Source organism: Roseateles sp. P5_E4 (assembly GCF_054049255.1).
In genome coordinates, this window is record NZ_JBFUMS010000002.1 from 483109 (window position 1) to 508544 (window position 25436).

The window sequence follows — 25436 nt, forward strand, 5'->3', positions numbered from 1 at the left end:
TCGTTCAGGCCGCAGCAACCGTCAACGTGGTGGTCTTCAGGTCGACGCTGTTGGGGCCGGCCATGATGGTGAAGCTGCCGGGCTCGACGACGCGCTTCATGTCCATGCCGTGGAACTGGAGTTCTGCCGGCGAAATCGTGAGGGTGACGGTCCGCTTCTCGCCGGGCGCCAGCGTCACGCGGGCGAAGCCCTTGAGTTCCTTGACGGGCCGGGTCACCGAAGAAATGTCGTCGCGGATGTACAGCTGCACCACCTCGTCGCCCGCGCGCTTGCCGGTATTGGTGACGTCCACCGAGACCGTCACGCTGTCCGCCGACCCGATGGTGGCCTTCGACAGGCGCGGCTCCGACAGGGTGAACGTCGTGTAGCTCAGGCCGAAACCGAAGGGATAGAGCGGTGTGTTGTCTGCCCCGAGGTAGCCGCGGCTGGCCGTTGGCTTGGCGTTGTAGTACACGGGCAGTTGCCCCACGTTGCGGGGGAAGCTGATGGGCAGCTTGCCGCCCGGGTTGGCGCGGCCGAACAGGATGTCGGCGGCCGCATGGCCGGTTTCCTGGCCGAGGTACCAGCCTTCGATGATGGCGCTGGCCTTGGCCTGCAGCAGGTTGATCGCCAGCGGTTTGCCGTTGAGGAGGAAGACGACTGTTGGCTTGTTCAACGCGAAGATGGCGGCGGCCAGGTCGTTCTGCTGGCCGATCAGTTCCAGCGAGTCCCGGTCGCCCAGATGGGTATCCGACCACGCCTCGCGGGTGGTCTGCTCGTTGTCGCCCAGCACCATCACGATGGTGTCTGCCGCCTTGGCCGCCTCGACCGCCTCGGCGATGAGGCGGGCATTGACCGCCGGGGCGATGAAGCGCACATCGTCTTCTGTCCACTCGCGCTTCTCGGTCAGCCGCACGGCTTCGCGGTACTCGAAGGCGAAGCCCTGCGCCTTGGCCTCGCCGGCCAACGCGTCGTGGATCGACACCACATGGCGGGGAATGTCGGAGTAGCCGCCGATGGGCGTGTCCTTGGCATGCGTGCCCAGCAGCAGCAGCTTGCCGACCTTTTTGCCGTCGAGTGGCAGTACCCCGTCGTTCTTCAACAGCACGACGGATCGCACCGCCGCTTCACGCGCCAGGGCCACCGCGTCCGGTGTGGCGGTCAGGCCGTCCGCCTTGCTGGCGTCGACATACGGGTCTTCAAACAATCCGGCGAGGAACTTCAGCTCCAGGATGCGGCGCACGACCACGTCGAGCTCGGCCTCCTTGATGCGGCCGGCCTTCACCAGGTTGACGAGCTCGGGGAAGCCGCCGGTGTCAGGCGTTTCGATGTCGACCCCGGCGGTGAAGGCGCGATAAGCCGCCTCCTTCATGTCAGGCACCAGCCGGTGGCGCGACACCAGATCCCCGATCGCGAAGTAGTCCGAGACCGTCAGGCCCTTGAAGCCCCATTCGCCGCGCAGGATGGTTTTCAGCAGCCACGGGTTGGCATGTGAAGGGATGCCGTCGATCTCGTTGTACGACGGCATGACGGCCGCAATCGGCGTCTCGCGGATGATCTTCTCGAACGGCGGGAAGAAGACTTCGCGCAACACCCGCTCGGAGATCTGCGCCGGCGCGGTGTTGATGCCGCGCTCGGGCTGGCCGTGGCCGGTCATGTGCTTGAGCGTCGCCAGCACCTTGGCCGGCGCCAGCTTGCGCTCGGTGCCGGAAAAGCCGATGACGGCCGCCTTGCCCAGCACGCCCGTCAGGTAGGGGTCTTCGCCGAGGGTCTCCTCCACTCGGCCCCAACGCGGATCGCGGCAGACATCGACGACCGGCGCCAAGGCGAGGTTGGCACCCCGCGCCCGCATCTCCCGCGCGCAGACCGAATAGATCCGCTCGATCAGCGCCGGGTCGAAGGAGGACGCCAGGCCGATCGCCTGCGGGAAGCAGGTCGCGTCGCGCGCAGCGTAGCCATGCAGGCTTTCCTCGTGCATGAACAGCGGAATGCCCAGCCGCGTGCGTTGCACGGCCCAGGCCTGGGCGGCATTGACATAGGCCGCCGTCTCGGCCGCCGTGCGGTTGGCCATATTGGCATCTGCGCCGGCGTTGGTGTTGTCCACGCCCTTGCGGTCACTCGGGCGGGCCAGCATGCCCAAGCCGTGCGGCAGCGCCTGCGCGGCCTGCGCCGCGTCGAAGTCGCCGCGTTCGTTCTGCACGCGGTTCTTGCCGATCCAGATGCACATGGTCTGGGCCACCTTCTCCTCCAGCGTCATGCGGGAAAGCAGGTCCTTGACGCGCACCGCCACGCCTGCGGACGCCTGCTTGTAGAGCGGCTGATCGGACTGAGCCGCCACCGCATGGCCTGCCGTGGCAAGCCCGACGGCACCGACACCTTGGACAAAATTGCGACGCGTCACACCGGCAGTACTCATGGGTCTCCTTCGTAGGCGGTTCAGTCTGGGCGCGCACCCTAACGCATGGCGGCGCATGGCGGCAGGCACTGGCGGGAAAGGGGGCTCACCCGCGCGGGGCAGAGTATTGCAACCCGCCAGTCGGCGCGCGATGCCTAAGCACGCTTGCGGCCGCAGTGTCACATCCACGTCTTGGACGGCTGCGCCGCCCGCTAACCGCGAACGTTGAATGTCGGCTTTACGGCCCTCAACGGGCCTGGTGCGAACTCCGGTTCGGGTCGGTTCCGCCAGCTCGTCGGCCACGATAGCTGTCGTTGACCCGCCCGGCGCCTCGGGTCACGGTCGTCTCAAGCGCGAGCGTCGGTGAATGGCCGGTCCCGGTGGTCCAGCAGTCGCTCAGTCGGCACCCCGTTCAATGACAGTTGCCGCCGACAGCGGCCATCAGGTCGCGAAATCTGGGTGGCAGCGTTCAGCCTGGAGCTGCTCTCGCCGCGGTCGGGATCAGTGCCGAGCGGGCTCCTCAGCCGACCTTGCGTTGGCCATGCTGCACCGCATCGAGCGCCGCATGCGCAGCCACCTCGCCGATCACCAGCAAAGCCGGGCTTTTCAACCCCTCGCGCTCGATGCAGTCGGGCAGCTCGGCCAGCGTCGTCACCGCGTGGCGCTGTTGTGCCGTGTGCGCCGCGCTGACGATGGCGGCCGGCAGATCCGGGCGCAGACCGGCACCGAGCAACTTGGCCGTGATGTCGGCCGCGCGGGCCACACCCATATAGATGACCAGGGTCAGGCCCGTGCGGGCCAGGGCTGCCCAGTCGGGCTCGGCACGTCCTTCGCCGGGGTGGCCGGTGACGAGGATGACGCCGGGCGAGGCGCGACGGTCCGTCACCGGGATGCCGACGGCGGCGGGGCCGGCGATACCGCTGGTCAGGCCGCTGACCACTTCGACGTCGAGGCCGGCCTCGCGCAGCGCGTCGACCTCCTCGCCGCCACGACCGAAGACGAAGGGGTCACCGCCCTTGAGGCGCACGACGCGGTGGCCGGCGCGGGCCTCGCGAATCATCAGCGCGTGGATGAAGTGCTGGTCGGTACTGATGCAGCCGCCGCGCTTGCCGACGCGCAGCAGTCGGCCCTTCACAAGGGCCAGCACGCGTGGGTCGATGAGGTCGTCGGCGAGGACGACATCGGCCGCCTCGATACGCTTCAAGGCGCGGACGGTCAGCAGTTCCGGGTCGCCAGGGCCGGCGCCGACAAGGGAGACGGTGTGGTTCATGCCGGAACTTCCTCAGGCGTTGTGTTGACGAGGCGGCGCAGCGCCGGCAGGCAGGAGCCGCACTGGGTGCCGCAGCGCTTTTCGCCCTGCAGCTGCGACAGGCGCTCAGCCGGGCTGCCGCTGCAGCGGGCCAGCGTCAGGCGGATGACGTCCTCGCGCACGTCAAAGCAGTTGCAGACCTGCGGGCTGGCGGCCACGGTGTTGGTGGGCGGCGTGCCGGGCGACAGCAGCCAGCGGCCAACCGTCGACGCCGCAGTGCGCTCGCGCCAGAGGTCGACCAGCCAGGCGCCTTCGTCGTGCTGGCCAACACGCAGCAGGGCCTGCAGCGGTGCGGCCTGCAGATCGTCGCCGTCCAGGTTCAGCAGGCGCAGGCGGCCGCGCTGGGCATCGGCATAGCGCAGCACGGCGGGGCTGTTCAGGCCCAGCACGGCGGCGAGTTCATCGACCAGCTCGGGCGCCGGCGCTTCGGCGCAGGCGGCTTCGAAGGCCCAGCCCACTTGTTCACCCTTCGCCGGTTCGGGCAGGCAGTGCGCGTAGCCGAAGCGGGGCATCAGCGCGCGCAGCTGCTCGCGCAGGCGAGGGCCGTCTGCGGGTGCGACCCAGGCGCAGGCGCTGAGGCGCCAGGGCAGGTCGGCCGGCTCGATGGCGACGGCACTGAACTTCAGCTCGGGCTGCTTGGAGTCGGGGCAGAAGGCGCCCTGCGTCACGGCGTTGACGCCGAGCTGGGCGCCGATGAACTCGTCACCCCAGTGCATGGCGACGTCGGCGCCAGCCAGGGGCACGTTCTCATCGAGCTTGAGTTGCAGCACGACTTCGCCGCGGCGCGAGCGCACGTGCACGAGTTCGCCGTCGGCCAGCTTGCGGCGCGCAGCGTCGCTGGGGTGGATGCGCACCAGCGGTTTGCCTTCGTGGGCAAACAGGCGCGGCACGCTGCCGCTGCGGCTCATGCCGTGCCACTGGTCGCGCATGCGGCCGGTCGTCAGCGCGAAGGGGTGCTTGGGGCTGGCGGTTTCGGCAGTGGCTTGATACGGCTTGGTGATGAAGCGGGCGCGGCCGTCGGCGGTGGCGAAGCGGCCATCGGTGTAGAGCCGTGCCGTCGGGCCGGTGACGAAGGGCCACTGCTGCGGGCCTTCGGTGTCCAGCGTGACCCAGGACAGGCCAGTGATATCGAGGTCGCGGCCGCGCGTGGCCTCGCGGTGTTCCAGCCAGAGGTCTTCCGGCGTCGTGGCCGTCAGGCGAGGCTGCCGGCCCAGGCCGGCGTCGATCAGCGCGGCGATGTCGCTCACGATGCGCCAGTCGGCACGGGACTCGCCGGCCGCCGGCACGGCCGGGCGCACGCGGCTGATGCGACGCTCGCTGTTGGTGACCGTGCCTTCCTTCTCTCCCCAGGTGGAGGCCGGCAGCAGATAGTCGGCGTAGCGCGCTGTGGCCGTGTGGGCGAAGGCTTCCTGCAGGATGACCAGCTCGCAGCGCTCCAGTGCCTGGCGCACGGTGGCCTGGTCGGGCATGGACTGGGCGGGGTTGGTGCAGGCAATCCACAGCGCCTTGATCTCGCCGCGGGCTGCGGCCTCGAACATTTCCACGGCCGTGTGGCCGCGCTTGCCGGGCAGGTCAGGGACATCCCACAGCGAGGCGATCTCGGCCCAGTCCTCGGCCTTGCCCGGGTCGCGGTGGCCCGGCAGCAGCGTGGCCATGCCACCGCTCTCGCGGCCGCCCATGGCGTTGGGTTGGCCGGTCAGCGAGAAAGGGCCGGCGCCGGGCTTGCCGATCTGGCCGGTGGCCAGGTGCAGGTTGATCAGGGCCGTGTTCTTGGCGGTGCCGCTGCTGCTCTGATTGAGGCCCTGGCAGTAGAGGCTGAGCGAACTCGGTGAGGTGGCGAACCATTCAGCGGCCTGCCAGATGTCGGCCTCCTTGACGCCGCAGACCTGGGCCGCGCGGGACGGCGCCCAGTCGCGTACCAGCTCCTTCAGCGCGTCGAAGCCTTCGGTGGATTGGGCGATGAAGTCGCCCGCCGTCCAGCCCTGCCAGATGACGGCATGCAGCAGGCCGTGGCACAGCGCCACGTCGGTGCCGGGGCGGATCTGCAGGTACAGGTCGGCGAGCTCGGCCGTCTCGGTGCGGCGCGGGTCGATGACGATCAGCTTGTGTGCGGGCTTGTTGGCGCGCGCTGCTTCGAGGCGGCGGAACAGGATGGGGTGGGCCCAGGCCGGGTTGGCGCCGCTGATCAGCACGCAATCGGCCAGCTCGATGTCCTCGTAGCTGCAGGGCGGCGCGTCGGCACCCAGGGCCTGCTTGTAGCCGACCACCGCCGAACTCATGCACAGCCGCGAGTTGGAGTCGATGTGCGGCGTGCCAATGACGGCGCGGGCCAGCTTGTTGAAGGCGTGATAGTCCTCGGTCAGCAGCTGGCCGGAGATGTAGACGCCGATGGACTCGGGACCATGCTCGGCGCGGATGGCCAGCAGCTTGTCGGCGATCTCGCGGTTGGCCTGGTCCCAACCGATCACCTCGGTGGGGCCGCCACGGGTCGCGCGCTTCATCGGCTCGCGCTGGCGTTGATGCTGGATGACGACGGGCGTGGCCGTCAGGTGCAGGTTGGTGCCCTTGGTGCACAGCCGGCCGAAGTTGGCCGGGTGGTCGGGGTCACCGCGCACGCCGGTGATTTGGGTGTCGTCATGCTCGATCACAACACCACAGCCGACGCCGCAGTAAGGGCACGTGGATTTGGTTTCGCGCATGGTCATACCCGCCCTCGGCTGTGGAGCCCCTCGCTTGGCGAGGGGATGAGAGGGGAGTGCGCCATGTCACCGCAATGCGGATCGCGCTTCCGCGCGTATCCGCAGCCGACGCCACAGTAGGGGCAGGTGGACTTTGTCTCGCTCATGTTCTTCTAGCCAGGCAGGTCTTCGCCGCTCAAGCCACCGCAATCGAAATCTTCGGGCCTGCGACAGGGGCAGGAAGGTCCAAGGCCAGCGTGGCCAGTTCCGTCTGCAGCAGGAAGACTTCACCGCCCTCCAGCTTCACGCGGAAGCTCGGCGTGCAGCCCTCATCGGGTTCGCGGGCCGTGCCGTCGTTCAGGCCGATCGTCCAGTTGTGCAGCGGGCAGGCCACGCTCTTGCCGAAGACGATGCCCTGGCTCAAGGGGCCGCCCTTGTGGGGGCAGCGGTCCAGCAGCGCGAAGACCTCGTCGTCGGCGTTGCGGAACAGCGCCACGTCGATGCCGGCGGTGCGCTGCACACGGCGCGAGCCCAGCACGGGGATGTCCTGCAGGGCGCAGATGCGGGTCCAGTCGTCCATAGCGTCTACCTCAGTTGTCCAATCCGAACCTGACGGGCCGAGCGACGGGCCGCTCCCTAGCCGGCCCGCGCTGGCGATGTGCTTGCCGGTCGATCCGGCAAGCATCGCCGTCCCCGCGGGGGCTGAGGCCGGACACAAGGCGCCCAGTGGGCGGCTTGTGCCTGCCGAAGGGCTGCGGCGCGAGCCGCAGCGCGGTCTGCAAGACCGACTGGACTCGCTCGCGTTCAGCGACGCGAGGCTGGGCGAGGGGCAGATTCATGCCAGTTGGCGGGCAAACTGCCCCGTCACGGTTTCCATCACGGCGAGCAGGTTCTCGCTCGCCACGAAGACGTTGCTGGCCGTTTCCGGCCCCTGGCTCTCGCCGGCCAGTGCCGACTGCAAGAAGACCCATTGGTTGCGTGCAAGATCCAGGTTGTCGCGGATGGCGGGCGTTCCTTCAGGGGCCGAAGCCAGCACGCGCATGGCGGTCTCGAACTCGGCGCGGGCCTTGACCGTTTCCTTGCTCACGACGTCGGATCGAGCGCCCTGCTGGCCGGCCATGAAGAACAGGGCCAGTCGCTGCGACAGCATGCGCTGCCGGCCCGACATGTTGACCAGCATCGCGGTCGCCGTGGTGGAGCGCTGCTGCAGTTGGCCGGTGGCGACGTGGGCCAGGCTGAGCATTTCGCCGGATGTTTGCAGCAGTTCGTCGACGCGCTCGCGGCTGGGCTTGCTCTGCAGCAAGGCGCGGTAGTCGCCAAAGCGGTGCTGCATGGCCTTGTAGCTGCCGGCGATCTCGGGCGTGGGCGCAAAGGCGAGCAGTTCGCTCAACTGGCGCTCGAAGCGGGCCTCGCTGGCCTCCAGCACCTGGCGCGCACGCGGCGCCAGCTCGGGGCGCAGCTGGCCCAGCCAGGCCTTGCCCATGCGCTGGCTGAGCATGCGCTGGGCGCCGGCCTTGTCGATGGCTTCGCCGAGCTGGCTGATGCGGCTCTGAGCCAGGGCGGGCCCGGAGGCCAAGCTCGCGAGAAGAATGACGCGGCGGTTCAGCATCAGACGGCCACCTTGTCGAACTGGCGCAGGTCCACGTGGGCCTTGTCGAAGTCGAACCACGGGTCGGGCTCACCGTCCAGGCTGAACTGCAGCTGCGCCCACAACGCCTTGCGGTTGTCGGCGTCCTCGAGGATCTTCTTCTTCACATGATCCAGGCCGACCCGGGCGACGTAATGCACCGTGCGCTCCAGGTACCAGCCCTCCAGCCGGTAGAGCTGCAGGAAGGCGCCGCTGTACTCCAGCACCTCCTCCGGCGTCTTCAGCTTGCAGAAGAACTCGGCCACCTCGGTCTTGATGCCGCCGTTGCCGGCAACGTAGATCTCCCAGCCCGAGTCGACGCCGATGACGCCGACGTCCTTGATGCCGGCCTCCGCGCAGTTGCGCGGGCAGCCCGACACGGCGATCTTGACCTTGTGCGGCGCGTACATGCGCCACAGCGCCCGCTCCAGGTCCTTGCCCATCTGCGTCGAGTCCTGCGTGCCGAAGCGGCACCATTCGCTGCCCACGCAGGTCTTCACCGTGCGCAGCGCCTTGGCATAGGCATGGCCGGAGGGCATGCCGATGTCCTTCCAGACGTTGACGAGGTCTTCCTTCTTCACGCCCAGCAGGTCGATGCGCTGGCCGCCGGTGACCTTGACGGTGGGGATCTGATACTTGTCCACCGCGTCGGCAATGCGGCGCAGCTCCGAGCTCGTCGTCTCGCCGCCCCACATGCGCGGGATGACCGAGTAGCGGCCGTCCTTCTGGATGTTGGCGTGCGAACGCTCGTTGATGTAGCGGCTCTGCGGGTCGTCGATGGCCTCCTTGGGCCAGGTCGAGATCAGGTAGTAGTTGACGGCCGGGCGGCAGGTGGCGCAGCCATTGGGCGTCTTCCAGTCCAGCGCGCGGAACACCTCGGCCGAGGTCAGCAGATGCGCCAGGCGAATCGTGTCGCGGGCGTCCTGGTGGCTGGCGTCGGTGCAGGCGCAGATGGCCTTTTTCTTCGGCGTGGCCGAGTAGTCGCCGCCGGCGGTGAACATGATGAGCTGTTCGACCAGCCCGGTGCAGCTGCCGCAGCTCGCGCTCGCCTTGGTGTGCTTGCGCACCTCGTCCAGCGTGAACAGGCCCTTGTCGCGGATGGCCTTGCAGATGGTGCCCTTGGCGACGCCGTTGCAGCCACAGACCTCGTCCGTGTCGGCCATCGCGGCCGCGCGGCTGACGCCCTGGTGGCCGACGTCGCCGATGTTGGCCCCCGCCTCGCCGAACATCAGCTTGTCGCGGATGTCACCGATCTTGCGGCCCTCGCGCAGCAGCTTGAAGTACCAGCCGCCGTCCACCGTGTCGCCATACAGGCAGGCGCCGACGAGCTGGTCGTTCTGGATGACGAGCTTCTTGTAGACGCCGGCGAAGGGGTCGCTCATGACGATCTCTTCGGTGCCCGCGCCGCCGGTGAAGTTGCCGGCACTGAAGAGGTCGATGCCGGTGACCTTGAGCTTGGTGCTGACCGAGGAGCCGAGGTAGCGGCCGATGCCGAACTGGGCCAGGTGGGTGGCGCAGACTTTGCCCTGCTCGAACAGTGGCGCGACCAGGCCATAGGCAATGCCGCGGTGGGCGGCGCATTCGCCCACCGAGTAGACGCGGGGGTCGGTCACCGTCTGCATCGTGTCGGTGACGACGATGCCGCGGCTGCAATGCAAGCCTGCTTTCTCGGCCAACGCGGTGTTGGGGCGAATGCCGGCGGCCATGACGACGAGGTCGGCCGGTACGTCGATGACCTGACCATTCTTGTCCTTCAATTTGATGGCCTGGACCCGGCCCGAGGGGCCGGCCACCAGTTCCTGCGTCTGCGCGCCCAGCATGAAGGTCAGGCCGCGGTCGACCAGCGACTTGCGCAGCAGGTCGCCGGCGACGCCGTCGAGCTGGCGCTCCATCAGCGTGTCGACCAGGTGCACGACCGTGACCTGCATGCCGCGCAGCATCAGCCCGTTGGCGGCTTCCAGGCCGAGCAGGCCACCGCCGATGACGACGGCGTGCTTGTATTTCGTCGCCGCGTCGATCATGGCGTTGGTGTCGGCAATATCGCGGTAGGCGATGACGCCATCCAGATCCTTGCCAGGCACCGGCAGCACGAAGGGATTCGAGCCGGTGGCGATCAGCAGGCGGTCGTATTCCGCCGTCGTGCCGTCGGCCGCGATGACGCGGCGGCGCACGCGATCGATCTCGGTGACCGTCTTGCCCAGGTGCAGCGTGATGCCGTTCTCCTCATACCAGGAGAGCGGGTTCAGGATGATCTCTTCGATCGTCTGCTCGCCGGCCAGCACAGGGCTGAGCAGGATGCGGTTGTAGTTGGGGTGCGGCTCGGCACCGAATACGGTGATGTCGTAGAGATCCGGCGTGATCTTCAGCAGCTCCTCCAGCGTGCGCACGCCGGCCATGCCGTTGCCCACCATCACGAGCTTCATCTTCTTCATGCCGGACTCCATACAACAAAGCTGGTCTGCCCTTTGCTTTGCAAGGCATGTGCCAGCGATGAAGCTGGCCTTCAGACCTGCCGCAGCGTGAGAAATCAACCTCAAACGCCCAGCGACGCCCCACGCCGAAGCGTTTGCTAGCCCGGTGCGGGTGCACTCATCCCTGAAACTGCACCAAGATGAAGCCCCTCGTCCAAGGCCTTGCCTTGGCCGGTCCCCCGAGGGGACGGCGATGCTTGCCGGCTCGACCGGCAAGCACATCGCCAGACGGGCCGGCTTGGGAGCGGCCCGGCGCTCGGCCCGCAATACCAACCGCTCACTGACAACGACTCACGCGCATGCGCTTCGAACTCGATACCGGCCTGTCCAGCCTGCAGGGCAAGCGTCCTCGCAACGAGGACTTCGCCGGCGTGCAGGCGCCGGCTGCGCACGAGGCCGAGCGCGGCTGGGTCGCCGCCCTGGCTGATGGCGTCAGCGGTGGTGAGCATTCCAACGGCGATGGCCTGATGGCTGCCCAGACTTCGGTCATGAGCCTGCTGCGCGACTTCCACGGCGTGCCCGCCGACTGGGACACCAGCGTGGCGCTGGACCGCCTGCTCGGGCACCAGAACGCATGGCTCGCCTCGCACAACCGCCGCCCCGGGCCGGACGGTCAGCCGCGCGAGGCGCTGACGACGCTGACGGCCATCGCACTGCGCGGCCGCCGCTACGCGTTGGCCCATGTGGGTGACAGCCGCGCCTGGCTGCTGCGCGACGGCCAATGCCTGCTGCTGACCCAGGACCACCGCATGGAGCGCCGCGACTTCGCCGGCCTCACGCGCGCCCTGGGCCTGGACGATGCGCTGCGCCTGGACCACAGCGCCGGCGAGCTCAAGGTGGGGGACCGCCTGTTGCTGACCAGCGATGGCGTGCACGGCTCCCTGCGCAGCCGCCAGATCGCCGACCTGTTGCGCACCACGCCAGGCGCGCAGGCGGCGGCCGATGCGCTGACCGCTGCGGCACTGGCGGCTGGCAGCCACGACAACGCGACCGCCCTCGTCCTCGACGTCAAGGACCTGGCCGACCCGGGCCTGAACGACCTCGCGGCATTGGGCCGAACCTTGCCCAGCCCCGGGCCGCTCGGTGTCGGCGCGACGCTGGACGGCTACCAGGTCACCGCCGTCGTCGCCGACAACGGCGTGCACCGCCTTTTGCAGGCGCGCGAGCTTGCCACCGGGCGCCTCGTGGCCCTGAAGATGCTGCGCCCCGGCCGCGCCGACGATCCTGAAGAGCGCGCCATGCTGGCCCACGAGATCTGGCTGGGCCTGCGCCTGGCCGAGGCACCCCGGCACCGTCGGCGTGGGGGTGAGAGCGGTTTTGTGCGCGTTCATGCGCCGGCCGATGGCGCCACCCACTTCTACGCCGTGTTCGACTGGCATGGCGGCCACACGCTGGAGCAACTGCTCGCCAAAGGCCCGCTGGATACGGTCCAGGCTCTGGGCCTGGCCAGCGCCGTCGCGCGCTCATTGAGCCTGCTGCATGCCGCCGGCGTCGTGCACCGCGACATCAAGCCGGCCAATCTGCATCTGGGTGAAGATGGCCAGTGGCGCGTGCTGGACCTGGGCGTCGCCCTGAGCCCACGCGCGCCCGCGGCCTCGCACGAGCTGCATGCCGGCACGCCCAGCTATATCAACCCCGAGCAATGGCAGGATCCGCCGACCCCGGCCGACGCGGGTTCTGACTTGTTTGCGCTGGGCGTGACCCTCTACCAGGCGCTGACGGGCCGCCTGCCCTATGGCGAGATCGAACCCTATCAACTGGCCCGCTATCGTCGCGAGCCGGCCAGCGTCAGCCGGCTGCAGCCCAGCGTGCCCATGCCGCTGGACCGTCTCGTCATGCGCGCCGTCGCTCGCGAGGCCAAGGCGCGTTTCGAGACGGCCGACGAGTTGCTGCTGGCGCTCGAACGGCTGGCCGCCCGCGACCAGCCCGCCTCCGCGCGCCCGCCCAAGGCCGCGCGCGAGGCGGTGAGCGTCTGGCAGGTCGGCCTGGGCCTGTCCGTGCTGCTCAACCTGCTGCTGATTGCCTGGCTGGCCTTCCTGCCGCGCTAGGGCCTGTTAACGCTACGGCAACGCGACCCCTTGCCGTAGCGTTAGCAGGCCCTATTCAGAGCCCAAGGCGGTCGCGGTTGATGCCCTTGACCTCGACATCAAACGTGCAGGAGCCGCTGGCCTGGTCGGTCGTGAACTCGACAGTGCCTGCCGCATGGCCGACCGTGTCTTTCATCTCGAAGCGCGTGAAGTGGAATTTGCCAGCCGTCACGCGCTGGCTCTTGCCTTGCACGCGGATGACCGAGCGCCACAGCGACTCCATGGACAGCGTGTAGTCGCCTGGGCCCGTGATGTCGACGGTCTTCAGCTCGACGTTGCTGGTCGGGGCTTCGCCGCCGTCCAGCGTCATCAGCCGAAAGCGCGACAGCTTGCCCGTCGCGCCCGCCTTGCCGCTGGGCGAGTAGTTGAAGTCGGCGTAGCTGTCGGAGACGCGGATGTCGGCGCCAGCAATCTTGCAGCTGATGGCGGCCTGGGCGCCGGCGGCCAGACCGACGAGGGTGAGGGCGATGAGGGTCTTCATGCGCCCAGTGTGCCGAGAGTTGCGCGTCGGGCTGTCCCTCGCGCGAGGGGCAGCCGCGACTCAGATGCGTTGGTAATGCACCGGATCGGCGTCCTGGCCGGCCGTGGCGGCTTGGCGTGCGCGGCCACCCTTCTCGGCCCAGGTGCGCGTCCAGCGGATCTGCATGACGCGCATGACCCCCAGCATCAAAACAGCCAACACCGCGAAGACGACAAAACCCCACATATAAGTGCCCGCATGCTGCTTGGACATGCCCATCAGATTGGGCACCAGGCCGCCGCCCAGGGCGCCGATCTCGCCGATCATCGAGCCGGCCACGGCCGTGGCCGCGGGCCAGCGCAGCGGCACCAACTGGAAGAGGGCGCCATTGCCCGCGCCCAGGGCCGCGAAGCAGACGATGAGCAGCAGCGTCGTCAGCACCAGCGAGCCGCTGCTCATGCCGATCAGGGCCAGCGTGATCGCGACGACGACCAGCACGAAGGTCAGCATGTTGACGCCGCCCCAGCGGTCCGACAGCCAGCCGCCCACCACGCGCACCGCCGCGCCCATGAAGGCCGCCAGCATGGTCAGCTGGCCGGCCTGCACCTTGGAGACGCCGAACTGGTCGTAGTAGTAGGTGGGCAGGAAGGTGGTGAGGCCGATGAAGCCGCCGAAGGTCACGCCGTAGATCAGGCTGAAGGCCCAGCCATCCTTCTCGAACAGGCAGGCGACGTGCTCGCGCAGCGAGGCATGCGCGTCGACATCGGGCGGCTCCTTGGCGAAGATGATCATGACCAGCATTGGCACCAGGATGGCGGCGGCCGCGAAGGCATAGACCGTCTGCCAGCCATAGGCCTGGGCCAGCGGCGGCGCGACGAGCACCGACACCGCCGTGCCGACATTGCCCGCGCCCACCAGGCCCATGGCCAGGCCCTTGTACTGCGGCGGGAACCAGCCCGAGCCCAGGCTCAGCGCCACGCCGAAGCTGGCGCCGGCAATGCCCAGCAGCACGCCCATGGCCAGCAGGTCGTCATAGCTCTTCACCATGAAGAAGCCATACAGCATGGCCACGGCGATCATGCCCATCTCGACCAGCGTCGCGTTCTTGCGGCCGATGTATTGCGACAGCAGACCGAGCGGGAAGCGCATCAGCGCGCCGGCCATGATTGGGATCGACAGCATCAGCCCCTTCTGGGCCGGTGTCAGGTGATAGGTCTCGCTGATGAAGGGCGCCAGCGCGCCGTTGAGCACCCAGATGCAGCAGGAGAACGCGAAGTACAGGAAGGCGGCGAACAGCGTGGGGCTGTGGCCGGCGCGTTTGAAGTTCTGGAATGCGGACATCTTGGGCTCTATCGTGCTGGCTGCACGCGCCCACGCCAACCCACCGGTCGCGTGCCAGGGCGGCAAGGACGTGCAGCGGGAGGGTTTCCGCACCATTGCGGGAACCACGGCCGATACTTGCAAGCCTCATGCCCACCCGCCGGCAACGTCGCTGGCCTGTTTCTTGCGCCGTTTTGGGGCGTGAAGCCTGAAGCCATGCCTGATACCGCCGCTCCTACCTCGCTGCCCCAGCTGCCCTCGCTGATCTGCAGCCCTGAACCGCCGCCCCAGGTGGCCGCTTTGCAGGCCCTGGGCTGGTCTGTGTGCACCGTTTCGGAGCTTGCGCCGCCCGCCGACGGTCCGGCCGTCGGGCTGCTCTGGTGCCCGGACCGCACCGCCTTGGCGCAGCTTCTGCACTCGGAGCGGGCTTTCGGCTTGCCCGTGGTGCTGCTGTCGCCGCCGCCTCAGGGGCCCGAGCGGCAGGCTGCGCTGGCCCGCGGTGCCGTGCAATGGCTGCCGGCCGATGTGGATGCCAGCGTGCTGGGCGAGGCCTTGCTGTGGGCGCGTGATCTGACTGCCCAGCAGCAGGCCCGCGAGCTCGCCGCCCAGGCCAAGCTGGACGAGCGCAAGTGGACAGAACGTGCCAAGGGCCTGTTGATGCAGGCCCGCGGCATCGACGAGGCGGCCGCCTTCGCGCTGTTGCGCAATACCGCGATGCAGACCCAGTCCAAGTTGCCCGAGGTGGCGCGTGGTGTCGTGCACACGAGCGAGCTGGCCGAAGCGCTGGAGCGCGCCGGCGCCCAGCGCATGCTGAGCCAGCGCCTCGTCAAGCTGCAGGCCCTGCGCCAGTGGCCGCGCCTCACGCCGCCCGAGCGCCGCGAGGCCCAGGCCTTGCTGGACGCGTCGGCCGAACGCGTGGCGGCCAATCTCGCCCGGCTGGCCGAGCTGCTGCGCCACGATCTGGCCGAGGAGTTGTCTGCCGTATCGGCCGCCTGGGCTCAGCTGGACGCCGCGCTGGCCAACCGCCAGCCCGACCTCGGCCGCAGCGACCGGGCAGCCCAGCGCCTGCTGGAAAGCAGCGAGACGCTGGTCGCCCGCCTGTCCGAACGCGCCGGCCAGCGCCCGGTCGGCCTGTTGGCTCAGGTCACGCGGCTGCGCTTGCTGAGCCAGCGCCTGGCCAAGGAAGGCCTGCTCGCCCAGGTCATGCCGGGCCACGACGCCAGCGGCCTCGCCGCGGGGCTCGATGAATTCATCAAGGCCTATGACAGCGTGCGCGCCGCGCCACTCGCAGGCCCGACTCTGCAGCCGGCCTTCAAGGACGTGGACGAGGCCTGGCTGCTGCTGCTGCGTGGCCTGCGCGTCGAGCAGGGCGACGCGGTGCAGCGCATGCACCAAGGCAGCGAGAGACTGCTGCAGGCGCTGGAGGCGTTGATTCAGGCGTTGCAGGGGTCGTTGCAGTTGATCTTGGGGTGAAGCTGGGTGGGTGCTTTTGCGTAGCAGGTGTTTGCTCGTTGCATTGCCGGGAGTCCGTCCCGGCGGCCGGGTAACTTTCTTCTGCGGCGCCAGAAGAAAGTCACCAAAGAAGAGGCGCTGAACCGCACACGAGCACCACACCGCCAAGTGTGGCGCGCGAAAACTCTCACTTCCGATTTGGGCAGACGCGACCCGCTGCGCTCTCGCTGCTGTCCCTGTGACGAGCGCCACGCATCGCCACTTCACGCCGCTTAACGCCGGCTGCACGCCGGGCTTATCAATGAAGGCGGCGTCGCTCGGGCGACGTGTCGGGCAGGTGAGCGCGGCAAGTCGCGTCGCCCGAGCGACGCTGCATTCGGTCTTCCTGGTGAGAACGGCGTGCAGCCGGCGTTAAGCGGGCAGGTGGCGCGATGGATGGTGAAGGTGATAGGGACAGCAGCGAGAGCGCAGCGGGTCGCTTCGTCCCGCAAAGCCCGAGGACGTTTTCGCGCGCCGCTGAGGGCGGTGACGCGATGGCGTGCGGTTCAGGGCCTCTTCTTTGGTGACTTTCTTCTGGCGCCGCAGAAGAAAGTTACCCCGCCGCCGGGCGGGACTCCCGGCAATGCACCGAGCGGACACGCTCTCCGCAAAAGCATTCAAGGCCGTATGTCCACGCCGACACAATCTGTCGATTCCCTCGATACATCCGAGCGATGCAATGCCTCCATCCGACACTGCCGAAGGAGCTGCAATGCACCACGATCACGACGCCAAGCATGACCACGACCTGGGCCTGGCCCACGACCTGAGCCGCCTGCACCAGCAGGCCTTCGAGCGGCGGACCGCGCTGCGCTGGCTGCTCGGCGCGGGCGCCGTGTCGCTCAGCGGCGCCGGCGCGATAGCGCTGACCGGTTGCGGCGGTGGCGGCAGCAGCGCGACGAGCGACTCATCGTCCTCTTCTTCATCGGGCTCCTCCGGCGGCAGTTCCGGCACAACGACCAGCAGCTGCTCCGTCATTCCCAGCGAGACCGAAGGCCCCTATCCGGGCGACGGATCCAACACCGCCAACGGCAGCGTCGCCAACGCGCTGGCCCTGTCGGGCATCGTGCGCAGCGACATCCGCGCCAGCATCGCCGGCGCCAGCGGCGTAGCCACAGGCGTGCCGCTTCAGGTCATCATCGAGCTTGTGAACACCAATGCCTCCTGCGCCGACCTGTCCGGCTATGCCGTCTACCTCTGGCATTGCGATGCGCTGGGTCGCTATTCGATGTACTCCAGCGGCGTGACGGGCGAGAACTACCTTCGCGGCGTGCAGGCCACCGCCACTGACGGCACGGCCACCTTCCAGACCATCTACCCGGGCTGCTACTCGGGCCGCGTGCCCCACATCCACTTCGAGGTCTACCGCAGCACGACGACGGCGACCAACTGGAACAACAAGCTGCGCACCTCGCAGCTGTGCTTCCCGGCGGACTCGAACACCGCCGTCTACGCCACCAGCGGCTATGGCAACAGCGCGGCCAACAACAATGCCATCAGCCTGTCCAGCGACGGCATCTTCAGCGACGGTTATTCGACGCAGCTCGCGACGATGACGGGCTCGGTCAGTGCCGGTTATGTGGCCCGTTTGAAAGTAGGTATTGCCGCATGAGTGGAATCGAGCGCCGGGCCGCCCCTCGCCGAGCCGCATCCCCTCGAGGGATCGGTCGGTGTACCCACCGGACGAGGGGCTGACATGCATTGCCTCGTTGTCGACGATGACGCCGAGATCCGCACCAGCCTGACGGTCTATCTGGAAGGCTTTGGCTGGCGGGTCAGTGCGGCGGCCGACGGACGGGGCATGCGCCAGCAGCTGACGAGCGACCAGGTCGATGTCATCGTGCTCGATCTGATGCTGCCCGGCGAAGACGGCCTGGCGCTGCTGCGCTGGCTGTCCACGCAGGCCGATGCGCCGCCGGTGCTGATGCTGACCGCACGCGGCGACACCATGAGCCGCGTCGTCGGCCTGGAGCTCGGCGCCGACGACTACCTCGCCAAGCCCTTCGAGCCGCGCGAATTGGTCGCGCGCTTGCAGGCCCTGGTGAGGCGGGCCAACAAGGGCGGCCAGACCCTGGCCGAAGACACACGCCTGCTGCGCTTCGGCCGCTGGCGCTTCGACCGCATGACGCGCCAGCTCATCAATGCCGACGACGTCGGCATTGCCCTCTCCAGCGCCGAGTTCCGGCTCCTCGGCGCCTTCGTGCAGCGACCGGGCCGCGTGCTCAGCCGTGACCAGCTCATCGAGCTGACCCGCGCACCCGGCGTTGAGGTCAATGACCGCAGCATTGACCTGGCCGTGTCGCGCCTGCGTGCCAAGCTCGGCGACACGGCGCGCGAGCCGTCGCTGATCCGCACCGTGCGCGGCGAGGGCTATCTTTTTGATGCCGAGGTGAGCCCGTGCTGAAGCCATGGAAAGACTGGGATCGCCTGGGTCTGCGGCTGTTCCTTTTGATGTGGGCCGCGTTGGCGCTGAGCCATCTGGCGGCCTGGAGCCTCGTGGCGCAGACGCTGCACGGGCCGGGCATGGACGGGCGCCCCGGGCCACCCCCGATGCATGCCAACAGAGGCCCGATTTCTCCGCCGGCTGGTGGCTTTGACGACGCCGGCCCGCCACCGCGCGGTGAACACGTCGCCCGCGTGCCCACCTTCCCGTCGCTGCCGCCCAGCTTGCCCTGGCGCTCCAGCCTGCTGGATTACGGTGTGCGCCTGCTCGTCATCGCGTTGGCGGCTTGGTGGGGTTCGCGCTGGCTGGCCCAGCCTGTGCGCCGCCTCGTTGCCGCGGCGCAGGGGCTGACGCCGGCGCTCGCCCAGGGCCGCCCGGCGCCCGCGCTCGATGAGGCAGACGGCACGCGCGAGGTGCGTGACGCCGCGGCCGTGTTCAACCGCATGGCGGCCGAGCTGAGCGGCCAGTTCGAGGAACGCGGCCTGATGATCGCGGCCATCTCCCACGACCTGCGCACGCCGCTGACCCGCATGCGGCTGCGGCTGGAGACGGGCGAGGTGGAAGCCGGCGTGCGCGAGCGCTGCGTGGAGGACATCCGCGAGATGAACCGGCTGGTGGAGAGCGTCATCGAGGTGTTCCGTCCCGCCGAGGCGGCCGAGGCCCAGCGCGTCGATCTGTCGGCCCTGGCCCAGTCCGCTGTCGACGACCTGGCCGAGACGGGCGCCAACGTCAGCTTCACCGGCCCGCCGGCTGTCGTGCGAGCCGATCCGGTCGCCCTGCGTCGCGTGGTCGACAACCTCGTCGGCAATGCGCTGCGCTATGCCGGCCAGGCCGAGGTCAGCGTCGACCTGTCGGCCGGTGTGACGCGGCTGGTGGTGGAAGACAACGGCCCCGGCATCCCGGAAGCCGAGCTGGAGCGCGTGCGCCAGCCCTTCCGCCGCGTCGAGGGCTCGCGCAACCGCCAAACCGGCGGCACGGGGCTGGGCCTGTACATCGCCCAGCAACTGGTGCGGCGGCAGGGCGCGCTGCTCGTGCTCAGCAACCGGCCAGAAGGTGGACTGCGGGCGGAAGTCGTTTTCTAGGCGCCTCGCGCATAGCGCGCCGGTGGCTGGCCCACGTGGCGCGTGAAGGCCACGCTGAAGGTGCTGGCCGAGCTGTAGCCGACGCGCTCGGCCACGTCGGCCACGCCCAGGCTCTCGTCGCGCAACAGCCGCCGCGCCAGAGCCATGCGCCAGGCCAGCAGATAGCTCATCGGCGCGACGCCCACCGCGCGGTTGAAGCGTTCGAAGAAGGCTGAGCGCGACAGGGCCGCCTCCCTGGCCAGTGAGGTGACGGTCCAGGGCTGGGCCGGTGCTTCGTGCAATCGGCGCAGCGCGGCGGCCAGGCGCACGTCGGCCAGGCCGCGCACCAGGCCCGGCGACGCGGCGGTGCCAGCCGCACAGCGCAGGGCCTCGATGAGCAACACCTCCAGCAGCCGCGCCAGCACCTCGTCGCGCGCCGGCCGCTCGGCGCCGGTTTCGTCGATGAGCAGCCGTACCAGCGCCGTCAACCGCGGCTCGCCGCGCACATGCATCAGCTGGGGAAGCAGCGAGACCAGCAAGGCCGCATCCGGCGAGCCGAAGCTGCAATGCCCCACCAGCAGCCGCACGTCAGCCGGGCCGTCCGCGTTGCCGACGCGGTAGCTGCCGTCGGCCAGCCGCTCGGGCAGCGTCAGGGGCAAATCCGCCGCGGAAGGACCGGCGCTGCTGGTCGTGAAGGGCAGCGCCTCGGGCACCAGGGCAAAGTCGCCGGCTTGCAGGTCCAGCGGCGGCTGCCCGTCGACCGTGAGGCGGCACGCGCCTTCCAGCACGACGGCATAGAAGGGCAGGCCAGCGTCCGTGCGGCGCACCCGCCAGTCGCCCGCACCGGCAACCACCTTGGAAAAGCGCGCGCCGGGCTGCAGGAGACCGACGACTTCGGCGAGGGGATCGGTCACGACAGGACGTTTGCCAATGTTTTGTGGACTTTTGATTGTAGGCAGTCCTGCTGCGCCGCCCTATCGTGGCGCATCCCCCAACCCCCTGGAGTTCCCAATGAAAACCGTGCTCATCACCGGCTGCTCGTCCGGCTTTGGCCTCGAAACCGCACGCCATTTCCTCGACCAGGGCTGGCAGGTCATCGCGACGATGCGCACGCCGCGCGACGATCTGCTGCCGCGCAGCGAACGCCTGCGCGTGCTGCCGCTGGACGTGACCGACGCCGCCAGCATCCGCTACTGCGTGGACGCGGCGGGTCCTGTCGACGTGCTGGTCAACAACGCCGGCATCGGCCTGCTGGGCGCGCTGGAAGGCATCCCGATGGCACAGGTGCGCGAGATCTTCGAGGCCAACACCTTCGGCACGATGGCGATGACGCAGGCCCTGTTGCCGCAGATGCGCCAGCGCCGCTCGGGCATCGTCATCAACATCACGTCCAGCGTGACGCTGAAGGCGTTGCCGCTACTGGCCGTCTACACGGCGAGCAAGGCAGCCGTGAACGCGTTCACCGAGTCGCTGGCGTTGGAGCTGCATCCCTTCGGCATCCGCGCCTGCGTCGTGCTGCCGGGTCGCTCGCCCACCACCCGCTTCGCCGAGAACGCGCGCTCGCGCATGCAGGGCAGCATCCCCGAGGCCTACGCGGAGCTGGCCGAGCGCGTGTTCGCCAACTGGGCCGAGCAGCCTGCGGGCGAGGTCACGCATGGGCAGGATGTGGCCCTGGCTGTGTGGCGCGCGGCCACGGACCCCAGCTGCCCGATGCGCCTGCCCGCAGGTGCCGACGCGGTGGCGTTGGCGGCCTGACGGCTCACGCGGCCTCGGTGAGGCGCGGCGTCAGGCCGCGCGACGCGCAGAAGTCACGGTAGCCGGCGATCACGTCGGCCGTCGTGATGTGGCGCTGCACGGTGCCGTCGGCGGCCACGTAGTCCACGTCGCCACGCACGACGACATGGAGCACCAGCACCTCGTCGCCGACCGCCTTCCAGCTGTCGACATTGCCGACGGGTTCGAAGACATAGTCGCCCGCGCCGATGACGCGGCCGTCGTCCAGGCGGCGCTGGCCCTGCAGGTTCAGGCCGTGCACCTCGCCGTGGTGGCGGTGCAGCGTCAACTTCGTTCCAGGCGTGAGCCGCATCAGTTCCACCCAGCCGCCATCGGCAAGGAATTGCAGCGGCAGCGACCACTTGCCCGGGCCTTCGGGGATCCAGGCGTCCAGGCCGGCGCGCCGCAATGCTGCGTCGACATGGGGCCGGACATGGGGTTGCAGGCCATCGAAGGGTGTCGTCATCGAGCTCATGGCAATCTCCTGTGTTGCAGGGCGCTAGAGTGCCGGCTTGCATGGCTCCACAAAAGAGCCAAATTGAAGAGAAGACATGGAGCCAAGCCTGGAACTCGATCTGCAGCTCGCCGCGCGCGGTTCGCGCCTGGCCAGCCTGCATGCGGCGCTGCGTGACGCCATCGCCACCGGGCGCCTTGCACCGGGGCTGCGCCTGCCGTCGTCACGCGAGCTGGCGGCGCAGGTGGGCGTGTCACGCAACACCGCGGTGGCCGCCTATGAGCTGCTGGCGTCGGAGGGCTGGCTGGAGTCGCGCGGCGCGGGCGGCAGCTTTGTGGCCGAGCTGCCGCGGGCCGCGGTGGGCGTGTCGGACCGCGCCAGCGTCGCGCCCTGGGCCGACAGCCGCTGGCTGCGCGGCGAGAGTGGCGGGTGGCCGGCCGCGTTCACCAGCGGCCCGGCACCGGCCTATCACTTCAAGACCGGCATGCCGGACACGGCGAGCTTTCCTTTTGACGTGCTGCGCCGCCTGCAGACGCGCGCGCTGCAGGCCGCCGCGCGCGAGCCGGCAAGCTACCCGCCGGCGCAGGGTCTGCCGGCGCTGCGGGCCGCCATCGCGGGCCATGTGTCGTCGTCCCGCGCGGTGGCTTGCACGGCGGACGACGTGGTCATCACGGCCGGGGCGCAGCAGGCCTTCGACCTGATCGCGCGCGTGCTGGTCACGCCGGGTCAGACGCTGGCCGCTGTCGAGAACCCCGGCTACCCGCCGCTGCGCGCGGCCCTGCTGGCTGCAGGGGCGAAGCTCGCGCCGATACCGCTGGACGCTGAAGGGCTGGTCGTGAGCGCCCTGCCGACGGAGACACGCATCGTCTGCGTGACGCCGTCGCATCAGGCGCCGCTGGGCATGGCGATGTCGCTGCCGCGCCGTCGCGACCTGCTGAACTGGGCCGCCGCGCACCAGGCCGTCGTCATCGAGGACGACTACGACGGCGAGTTCCGCTTCACGTCGCGGCCCTTGGACGCCTTGAAGACGCTGGACCGCGATGGCCGCGTCTTCTATGTCGGTACCTTGTCCAAGAGCATGCTGCCGGCGCTGCGCCTGGGCTATGTCGTCGCTCCCGCCTGGGCACGCGAGGCGCTGGTGGCAGCCAAGCATGCGGCGGGTTTTGGCACGCCGGCGCTGACGCAGGCGGCCGTGGCCGACTTCATCGCCGAGGGCCATCTGCTGCGGCATGTGCGCCGCATGCGGGGCGAGTACGCCGAGCGGCGCCGCGTGCTGGAGCAGATGCTCAAGCGCCATATGGGCGATCGGGTGGAAATCTTCTCCGCCATTGCGGGCCTGCACCTGGCCGTGGCGCTGCCCGGCGTCGATGCCGACGAGCTGACGCGTCGCGCCTGGGCCGCCGGCGTCGGCGTCGAGCCGCTGAGCCGCTACTGGCTGGGCGCGGGCAGCGTGCAGGGGCTGGTGCTGGGCTACGGCAGCGTCACGGCGGCGCGCATTCCGGAGGCCGTGCGACGCCTCTCAAAGGCGCTTGGCACCCTCTGAATCACTGAACTTGGCTCTGTGACCGGATGGCCGGCCTGTCTAGGCTGCAGCCCTGGCAAATCACGGAGCACCCCATGGCCCACTTCATGTGCCGCACCTGCGGCACCGAACACGACGACAGCGCCCAGCCGCCGGGGCTGTGCCGCATCTGCAGCGACGAGCGTCAGTACGTCGGCTGGCAAGGGCAGGCCTGGACGACACATGACGAGCTGGCCACCCTCCACCGCAACCGGCTGGAGATGGATCACACGCTGTTCGGCATCGGTGTCGCACCGGGCTTCGCGATTCCGCAGCGGGCGCTGCACCTGCCCGAGGCAGGTGTGTTGTGGGAGAGCACGGCCCTCGTCACAGAGGAGGCGGTGGCTGAGCTGAAGCGGCGCGGTGGCGTGGAGCGCATCGCGATCTCCCACCCGCACTTCTATTCGGCCATGGTGCGCTGGAGCGAGGCGTTGGGCGGCGTGCCGATCTTCGTGCACGAGAACGACCGCGAGTGGGTGGCGCGCTGTTCGCGCTGGGTGGAGTTTTGGCGCGGCGACACGCTGGACCTGGGCCGCGGCGCGACGCTGTTGCGTTGCCCGGGGCACTTCCCGGGCAGCACGGTGCTGCACTGGTCTGGCGGCGGAAAGTCGCTGTTGCTGGCGGGTGATGCGCTGCATGTGGCGCAGGACCGGCGGCACGTCAGCTTCATGTACAGCGTGCCCAACCATGTGCCGGCAAGGCCGGCGTTGGTGAGGGAGACGCAGGCGAGGCTGCGGGGTGTTCAGTTTGACGACGTGTATGGGTTCACGTGGGGGCTGAACATCATTGGCGGTGGGCGGCAAGCGGTGGATGCGTCGTTTGAGCGCTATTTCGAGGTAGTGGCTGGGTAGGTTGGAGGGTTGCTTTAGCGGAGAGCGYGYCTGCYCGCTGCATTGCCGGGAGTCCGTCCCGGCGGCCGGGTAACTTTCTTCTGCGGSGCCAGAAGAAAGTCACCAAAGAAGAGGCCCTGAACCGCACGCGAGCACCACACCGCCAGGATCGGCGCGCGAAAACTCTCACTTCCATTTCGGGCAGACGCGACCCGCTGCGCTCTCGCTGCTGTCCCTATGATGAGCATCAAGGATCGCCCCTTCACGCCGGTTAACGTCGGCTGCACGCCGAACTCACCAGGAAATACCGCGTCGCTGGGGCGACGCCACAGGGGTTGGTGCCAGCCACCGGTTGCGTCGCCCGAGCGACGCTGCATTTGGTTTTCTGGTGAGCCCGGCGTGCAGCCGCGCGTTAAGCGGGCAGGTGGTGCGATGGATGGTGCGGGTGACAGGGACAGCAGCGAGAGCGCAGCGGGTCGCTTCGTCCCGCAAAGCCGGAGGGCGTTTTCGCGCGCCGCTGACGGCGGCGCCGCGATGGTGTGCGGTTCAGGGCCTCTTCTTTGGTGACTTTCTTCTGGCCCCGCAGAAGAAAGTTACCCGGCCGCCGGGACGGACTCCCGGCAATGCAGCGAGCAGACGCGCTCTGCGCAAAAGCAGCCCGCCCGCAGCCATCAAGCCATCAAGCCATCAAGCCATCAAGCCGCCTGCTCCACATGCGCATGCCTTGTGTACAGGAAGTCGATGACCTCCTTGCGCGCAGCCACATAGCGAGCGTCTTCCGCCAGCTCCACCCGCACCCGCGGCCGCGGGATGCCCACCGACAGGATCTCGCCAATCGTCGCCGCCGGCCCGTTGGTCATCATGACGATGCGATCCGACAGCAGCACGGCTTCGTCCACGTCGTGGGTCACCATGACCACCGTGCTCTGCGTGCGCGCGACGATCTTCAGCAGTTCGTCCTGCAGCTTGGCGCGGGTCAGCGCGTCCAGCGCACCGAAGGGCTCGTCCATCAGCAGCACCTTGGGCTCCATGGCCAGGGCCCGGGCGATGCCGACGCGCTGCTTCATGCCGCCCGAGATTTCATGCGGGCGCTTGTGCAGCGCATGGCTCATGCCCACCAGCTCCAGCGCGGCGCGGGCGCGCACCTTGAGCTGGGCGGGGCTCTCCTTGCCACTGAAGACGGACTCGACCGCCAGCAGCACGTTGTCCAGGCAGGAGAGCCAGGGCAGCAGCGAGTGGTTCTGGAAGACGACGGCACGCTCGGGCCCCGGCGCGGCGATCTCGCGGCCGTCGCAGATCAGCGCGCCCGAGGTTGGCGCCAGCAGGCCGGCGATCAGGTTCAGCAGCGTCGACTTGCCGCAGCCCGAGTGGCCGATCAACGTGATGAACTCGCCGCGCTGCACGTCGAGATTGACGTCCTGCAGCGCATGGAAGCGCCCCTTGCGGGTGGTGAAGACCATCTCGGCGGCTTGCACTTGGATGAAGGGCTTCATGGCA

General features: G+C 68.9%; 19 protein-coding genes. 8 read left to right on the forward strand and 11 right to left on the reverse strand.

Going from position 1 to position 25436, the window contains the following annotated elements; all coding sequences use genetic code 11:
- Nucleotides 1-4: 4 nt before the first annotated feature.
- The 6 genes from ACXJLH_RS04955 to nirB all read right to left on the reverse strand — a co-directional run bounded on the left by ACXJLH_RS04955 (nucleotide 5) and on the right by nirB (nucleotide 10420).
- Nucleotides 5-2677 (reverse strand): glycoside hydrolase family 3 N-terminal domain-containing protein, encoded by a 2673-nt coding sequence (locus tag ACXJLH_RS04955; RefSeq protein WP_457442698.1) that lies wholly within the window; start codon nucleotides 2675-2677, stop codon nucleotides 5-7.
- A gap of 217 nt (nucleotides 2678-2894) precedes the next feature.
- On the reverse strand, nucleotides 2895-3644 hold the full coding sequence (gene cobA, locus ACXJLH_RS04960) for a uroporphyrinogen-III C-methyltransferase (RefSeq protein ID WP_457319719.1): 750 nt from the start codon (nucleotides 3642-3644) through the stop codon (nucleotides 2895-2897).
- On the reverse strand, nucleotides 3641-6382 hold the full coding sequence (locus tag ACXJLH_RS04965; RefSeq protein WP_457442699.1) for a nitrate reductase: 2742 nt from the start codon (nucleotides 6380-6382) through the stop codon (nucleotides 3641-3643). Before ACXJLH_RS04965 ends, cobA begins: the two co-directional genes overlap by 4 nt.
- A 175-nt stretch (nucleotides 6383-6557) precedes the next feature.
- On the reverse strand, nucleotides 6558-6941 hold the full coding sequence (gene nirD, locus ACXJLH_RS04970; RefSeq protein WP_056204572.1) for a nitrite reductase small subunit NirD: 384 nt from the start codon (nucleotides 6939-6941) through the stop codon (nucleotides 6558-6560).
- 255 nt (nucleotides 6942-7196) lie between these two features.
- On the reverse strand, nucleotides 7197-7970 hold the full coding sequence (locus ACXJLH_RS04975) for a type IV pili methyl-accepting chemotaxis transducer N-terminal domain-containing protein (protein WP_056204567.1): 774 nt from the start codon (nucleotides 7968-7970) through the stop codon (nucleotides 7197-7199).
- Complete coding sequence (nirB, locus tag ACXJLH_RS04980; protein ID WP_457442701.1) at nucleotides 7970-10420, reverse strand: nitrite reductase large subunit NirB; 2451 nt, start codon at nucleotides 10418-10420, stop codon at nucleotides 7970-7972. The genes ACXJLH_RS04975 and nirB overlap by 1 nt, the downstream gene beginning before the upstream one ends.
- 338 nt (nucleotides 10421-10758) lie before the next feature.
- Here nirB and ACXJLH_RS04985 point away from each other — a divergent pair, with 338 nt between their 5' ends.
- Nucleotides 10759-12507, forward strand: a complete 1749-nt coding sequence (locus ACXJLH_RS04985; protein ID WP_056204564.1) for a bifunctional protein-serine/threonine kinase/phosphatase — start codon at nucleotides 10759-10761, stop codon at nucleotides 12505-12507.
- A gap of 55 nt (nucleotides 12508-12562) precedes the next feature.
- On the opposite strand, the gene ACXJLH_RS04990 is transcribed toward ACXJLH_RS04985, so the two are convergent.
- Entirely contained in the window at nucleotides 12563-13027 is a 465-nt protein-coding gene (locus ACXJLH_RS04990; protein ID WP_457442703.1) for a hypothetical protein, read from the reverse strand.
- 60 nt (nucleotides 13028-13087) lie between these two features.
- Entirely contained in the window at nucleotides 13088-14347 is a 1260-nt protein-coding gene (locus ACXJLH_RS04995) for an MFS transporter (protein ID WP_457389981.1), read from the reverse strand.
- A 195-nt stretch (nucleotides 14348-14542) separates the two neighbouring features.
- On the opposite strand from ACXJLH_RS04995, the gene ACXJLH_RS05000 reads away from it, so the two are divergent.
- The 4 genes from ACXJLH_RS05000 to ACXJLH_RS05015 all read left to right on the forward strand — a co-directional run bounded on the left by ACXJLH_RS05000 (nucleotide 14543) and on the right by ACXJLH_RS05015 (nucleotide 19342).
- On the forward strand, nucleotides 14543-15799 hold the full coding sequence (locus ACXJLH_RS05000; protein ID WP_457442705.1) for an ANTAR domain-containing response regulator: 1257 nt from the start codon (nucleotides 14543-14545) through the stop codon (nucleotides 15797-15799).
- Nucleotides 15800-16529: 730 nt separating this feature from the next.
- Nucleotides 16530-17429 (forward strand): intradiol ring-cleavage dioxygenase, encoded by a 900-nt coding sequence (locus ACXJLH_RS05005; RefSeq protein WP_457442707.1) that lies wholly within the window; start codon nucleotides 16530-16532, stop codon nucleotides 17427-17429.
- An 84-nt stretch (nucleotides 17430-17513) separates the two neighbouring features.
- Nucleotides 17514-18221 carry a response regulator gene (locus ACXJLH_RS05010; RefSeq protein WP_457319737.1) on the forward strand — a complete coding sequence of 236 codons (708 nt, stop codon included), beginning with the start codon at nucleotides 17514-17516 and terminating at the stop codon, nucleotides 18219-18221.
- Nucleotides 18215-19342, forward strand: a complete 1128-nt coding sequence (locus tag ACXJLH_RS05015) for an ATP-binding protein (protein WP_457442709.1) — start codon at nucleotides 18215-18217, stop codon at nucleotides 19340-19342. The genes ACXJLH_RS05010 and ACXJLH_RS05015 overlap by 7 nt, the downstream gene beginning before the upstream one ends.
- Here ACXJLH_RS05015 and ACXJLH_RS05020 read toward each other — a convergent pair.
- The gene (locus tag ACXJLH_RS05020; RefSeq protein WP_457442711.1) at nucleotides 19339-20235 is read right to left on the reverse strand and encodes an AraC family transcriptional regulator; all 897 of its coding nucleotides are present in this window, start codon (nucleotides 20233-20235) and stop codon (nucleotides 19339-19341) included. The two genes, ACXJLH_RS05015 and ACXJLH_RS05020, sit on opposite strands and share 4 nt — an antisense overlap.
- A gap of 97 nt (nucleotides 20236-20332) precedes the next feature.
- On the opposite strand from ACXJLH_RS05020, the gene ACXJLH_RS05025 reads away from it, so the two are divergent.
- Nucleotides 20333-21076: an SDR family oxidoreductase gene (locus tag ACXJLH_RS05025; protein ID WP_457442713.1), complete on the forward strand. Its 744-nt coding sequence runs from the start codon at nucleotides 20333-20335 to the stop codon at nucleotides 21074-21076.
- Between the two features lie 4 nt (nucleotides 21077-21080).
- On the opposite strand, the gene ACXJLH_RS05030 is transcribed toward ACXJLH_RS05025, so the two are convergent.
- Nucleotides 21081-21569 (reverse strand): cupin domain-containing protein, encoded by a 489-nt coding sequence (locus tag ACXJLH_RS05030; protein WP_457442715.1) that lies wholly within the window; start codon nucleotides 21567-21569, stop codon nucleotides 21081-21083.
- Nucleotides 21570-21645: 76 nt separating this feature from the next.
- On the opposite strand from ACXJLH_RS05030, the gene pdxR reads away from it, so the two are divergent.
- Nucleotides 21646-23091 carry a MocR-like pyridoxine biosynthesis transcription factor PdxR gene (pdxR, locus tag ACXJLH_RS05035; protein WP_457442717.1) on the forward strand — a complete coding sequence of 482 codons (1446 nt, stop codon included), beginning with the start codon at nucleotides 21646-21648 and terminating at the stop codon, nucleotides 23089-23091.
- 74 nt (nucleotides 23092-23165) lie between these two features.
- Nucleotides 23166-23960 carry a hypothetical protein gene (locus tag ACXJLH_RS05040; protein ID WP_457442719.1) on the forward strand — a complete coding sequence of 265 codons (795 nt, stop codon included), beginning with the start codon at nucleotides 23166-23168 and terminating at the stop codon, nucleotides 23958-23960.
- A 674-nt stretch (nucleotides 23961-24634) separates the two neighbouring features.
- On the opposite strand, the gene ACXJLH_RS05045 is transcribed toward ACXJLH_RS05040, so the two are convergent.
- Complete coding sequence (locus tag ACXJLH_RS05045) at nucleotides 24635-25432, reverse strand: ABC transporter ATP-binding protein (protein ID WP_457356539.1); 798 nt, start codon at nucleotides 25430-25432, stop codon at nucleotides 24635-24637.
- Nucleotides 25433-25436: the final 4 nt, after the last annotated feature.

What these genes read in the sequence shown, in the direction of transcription:
- cobA (WP_457319719.1), bottom strand. Translation starts at nt 3,644, where the DNA reads ATGAACCACACCGTCTCCCTTGTCGGCGCCGGCCCTGGCGACCCGGAA.
- ACXJLH_RS04965 (WP_457442699.1), bottom strand. Translation starts at nt 6,382, where the DNA reads ATGCGCGAAACCAAATCCACGTGCCCTTACTGCGGCGTCGGCTGTGGT.
- nirD (WP_056204572.1), bottom strand. Translation starts at nt 6,941, where the DNA reads ATGGACGACTGGACCCGCATCTGCGCCCTGCAGGACATCCCCGTGCTG.
- ACXJLH_RS04975 (WP_056204567.1), bottom strand. Translation starts at nt 7,970, where the DNA reads ATGCTGAACCGCCGCGTCATTCTTCTCGCGAGCTTGGCCTCCGGGCCC.
- nirB (WP_457442701.1), bottom strand. Translation starts at nt 10,420, where the DNA reads ATGAAGAAGATGAAGCTCGTGATGGTGGGCAACGGCATGGCCGGCGTG.
- ACXJLH_RS04985 (WP_056204564.1), top strand. Translation starts at nt 10,759, where the DNA reads ATGCGCTTCGAACTCGATACCGGCCTGTCCAGCCTGCAGGGCAAGCGT.
- ACXJLH_RS04990 (WP_457442703.1), bottom strand. Translation starts at nt 13,027, where the DNA reads ATGAAGACCCTCATCGCCCTCACCCTCGTCGGTCTGGCCGCCGGCGCC.
- ACXJLH_RS04995 (WP_457389981.1), bottom strand. Translation starts at nt 14,347, where the DNA reads ATGTCCGCATTCCAGAACTTCAAACGCGCCGGCCACAGCCCCACGCTG.
- ACXJLH_RS05000 (WP_457442705.1), top strand. Translation starts at nt 14,543, where the DNA reads ATGCCTGATACCGCCGCTCCTACCTCGCTGCCCCAGCTGCCCTCGCTG.
- ACXJLH_RS05005 (WP_457442707.1), top strand. Translation starts at nt 16,530, where the DNA reads ATGCACCACGATCACGACGCCAAGCATGACCACGACCTGGGCCTGGCC.
- ACXJLH_RS05010 (WP_457319737.1), top strand. Translation starts at nt 17,514, where the DNA reads ATGCATTGCCTCGTTGTCGACGATGACGCCGAGATCCGCACCAGCCTG.
- ACXJLH_RS05025 (WP_457442713.1), top strand. Translation starts at nt 20,333, where the DNA reads ATGAAAACCGTGCTCATCACCGGCTGCTCGTCCGGCTTTGGCCTCGAA.
- ACXJLH_RS05030 (WP_457442715.1), bottom strand. Translation starts at nt 21,569, where the DNA reads ATGAGCTCGATGACGACACCCTTCGATGGCCTGCAACCCCATGTCCGG.
- pdxR (WP_457442717.1), top strand. Translation starts at nt 21,646, where the DNA reads ATGGAGCCAAGCCTGGAACTCGATCTGCAGCTCGCCGCGCGCGGTTCG.
- ACXJLH_RS05040 (WP_457442719.1), top strand. Translation starts at nt 23,166, where the DNA reads ATGGCCCACTTCATGTGCCGCACCTGCGGCACCGAACACGACGACAGC.
- ACXJLH_RS05045 (WP_457356539.1), bottom strand. Translation starts at nt 25,432, where the DNA reads ATGAAGCCCTTCATCCAAGTGCAAGCCGCCGAGATGGTCTTCACCACC.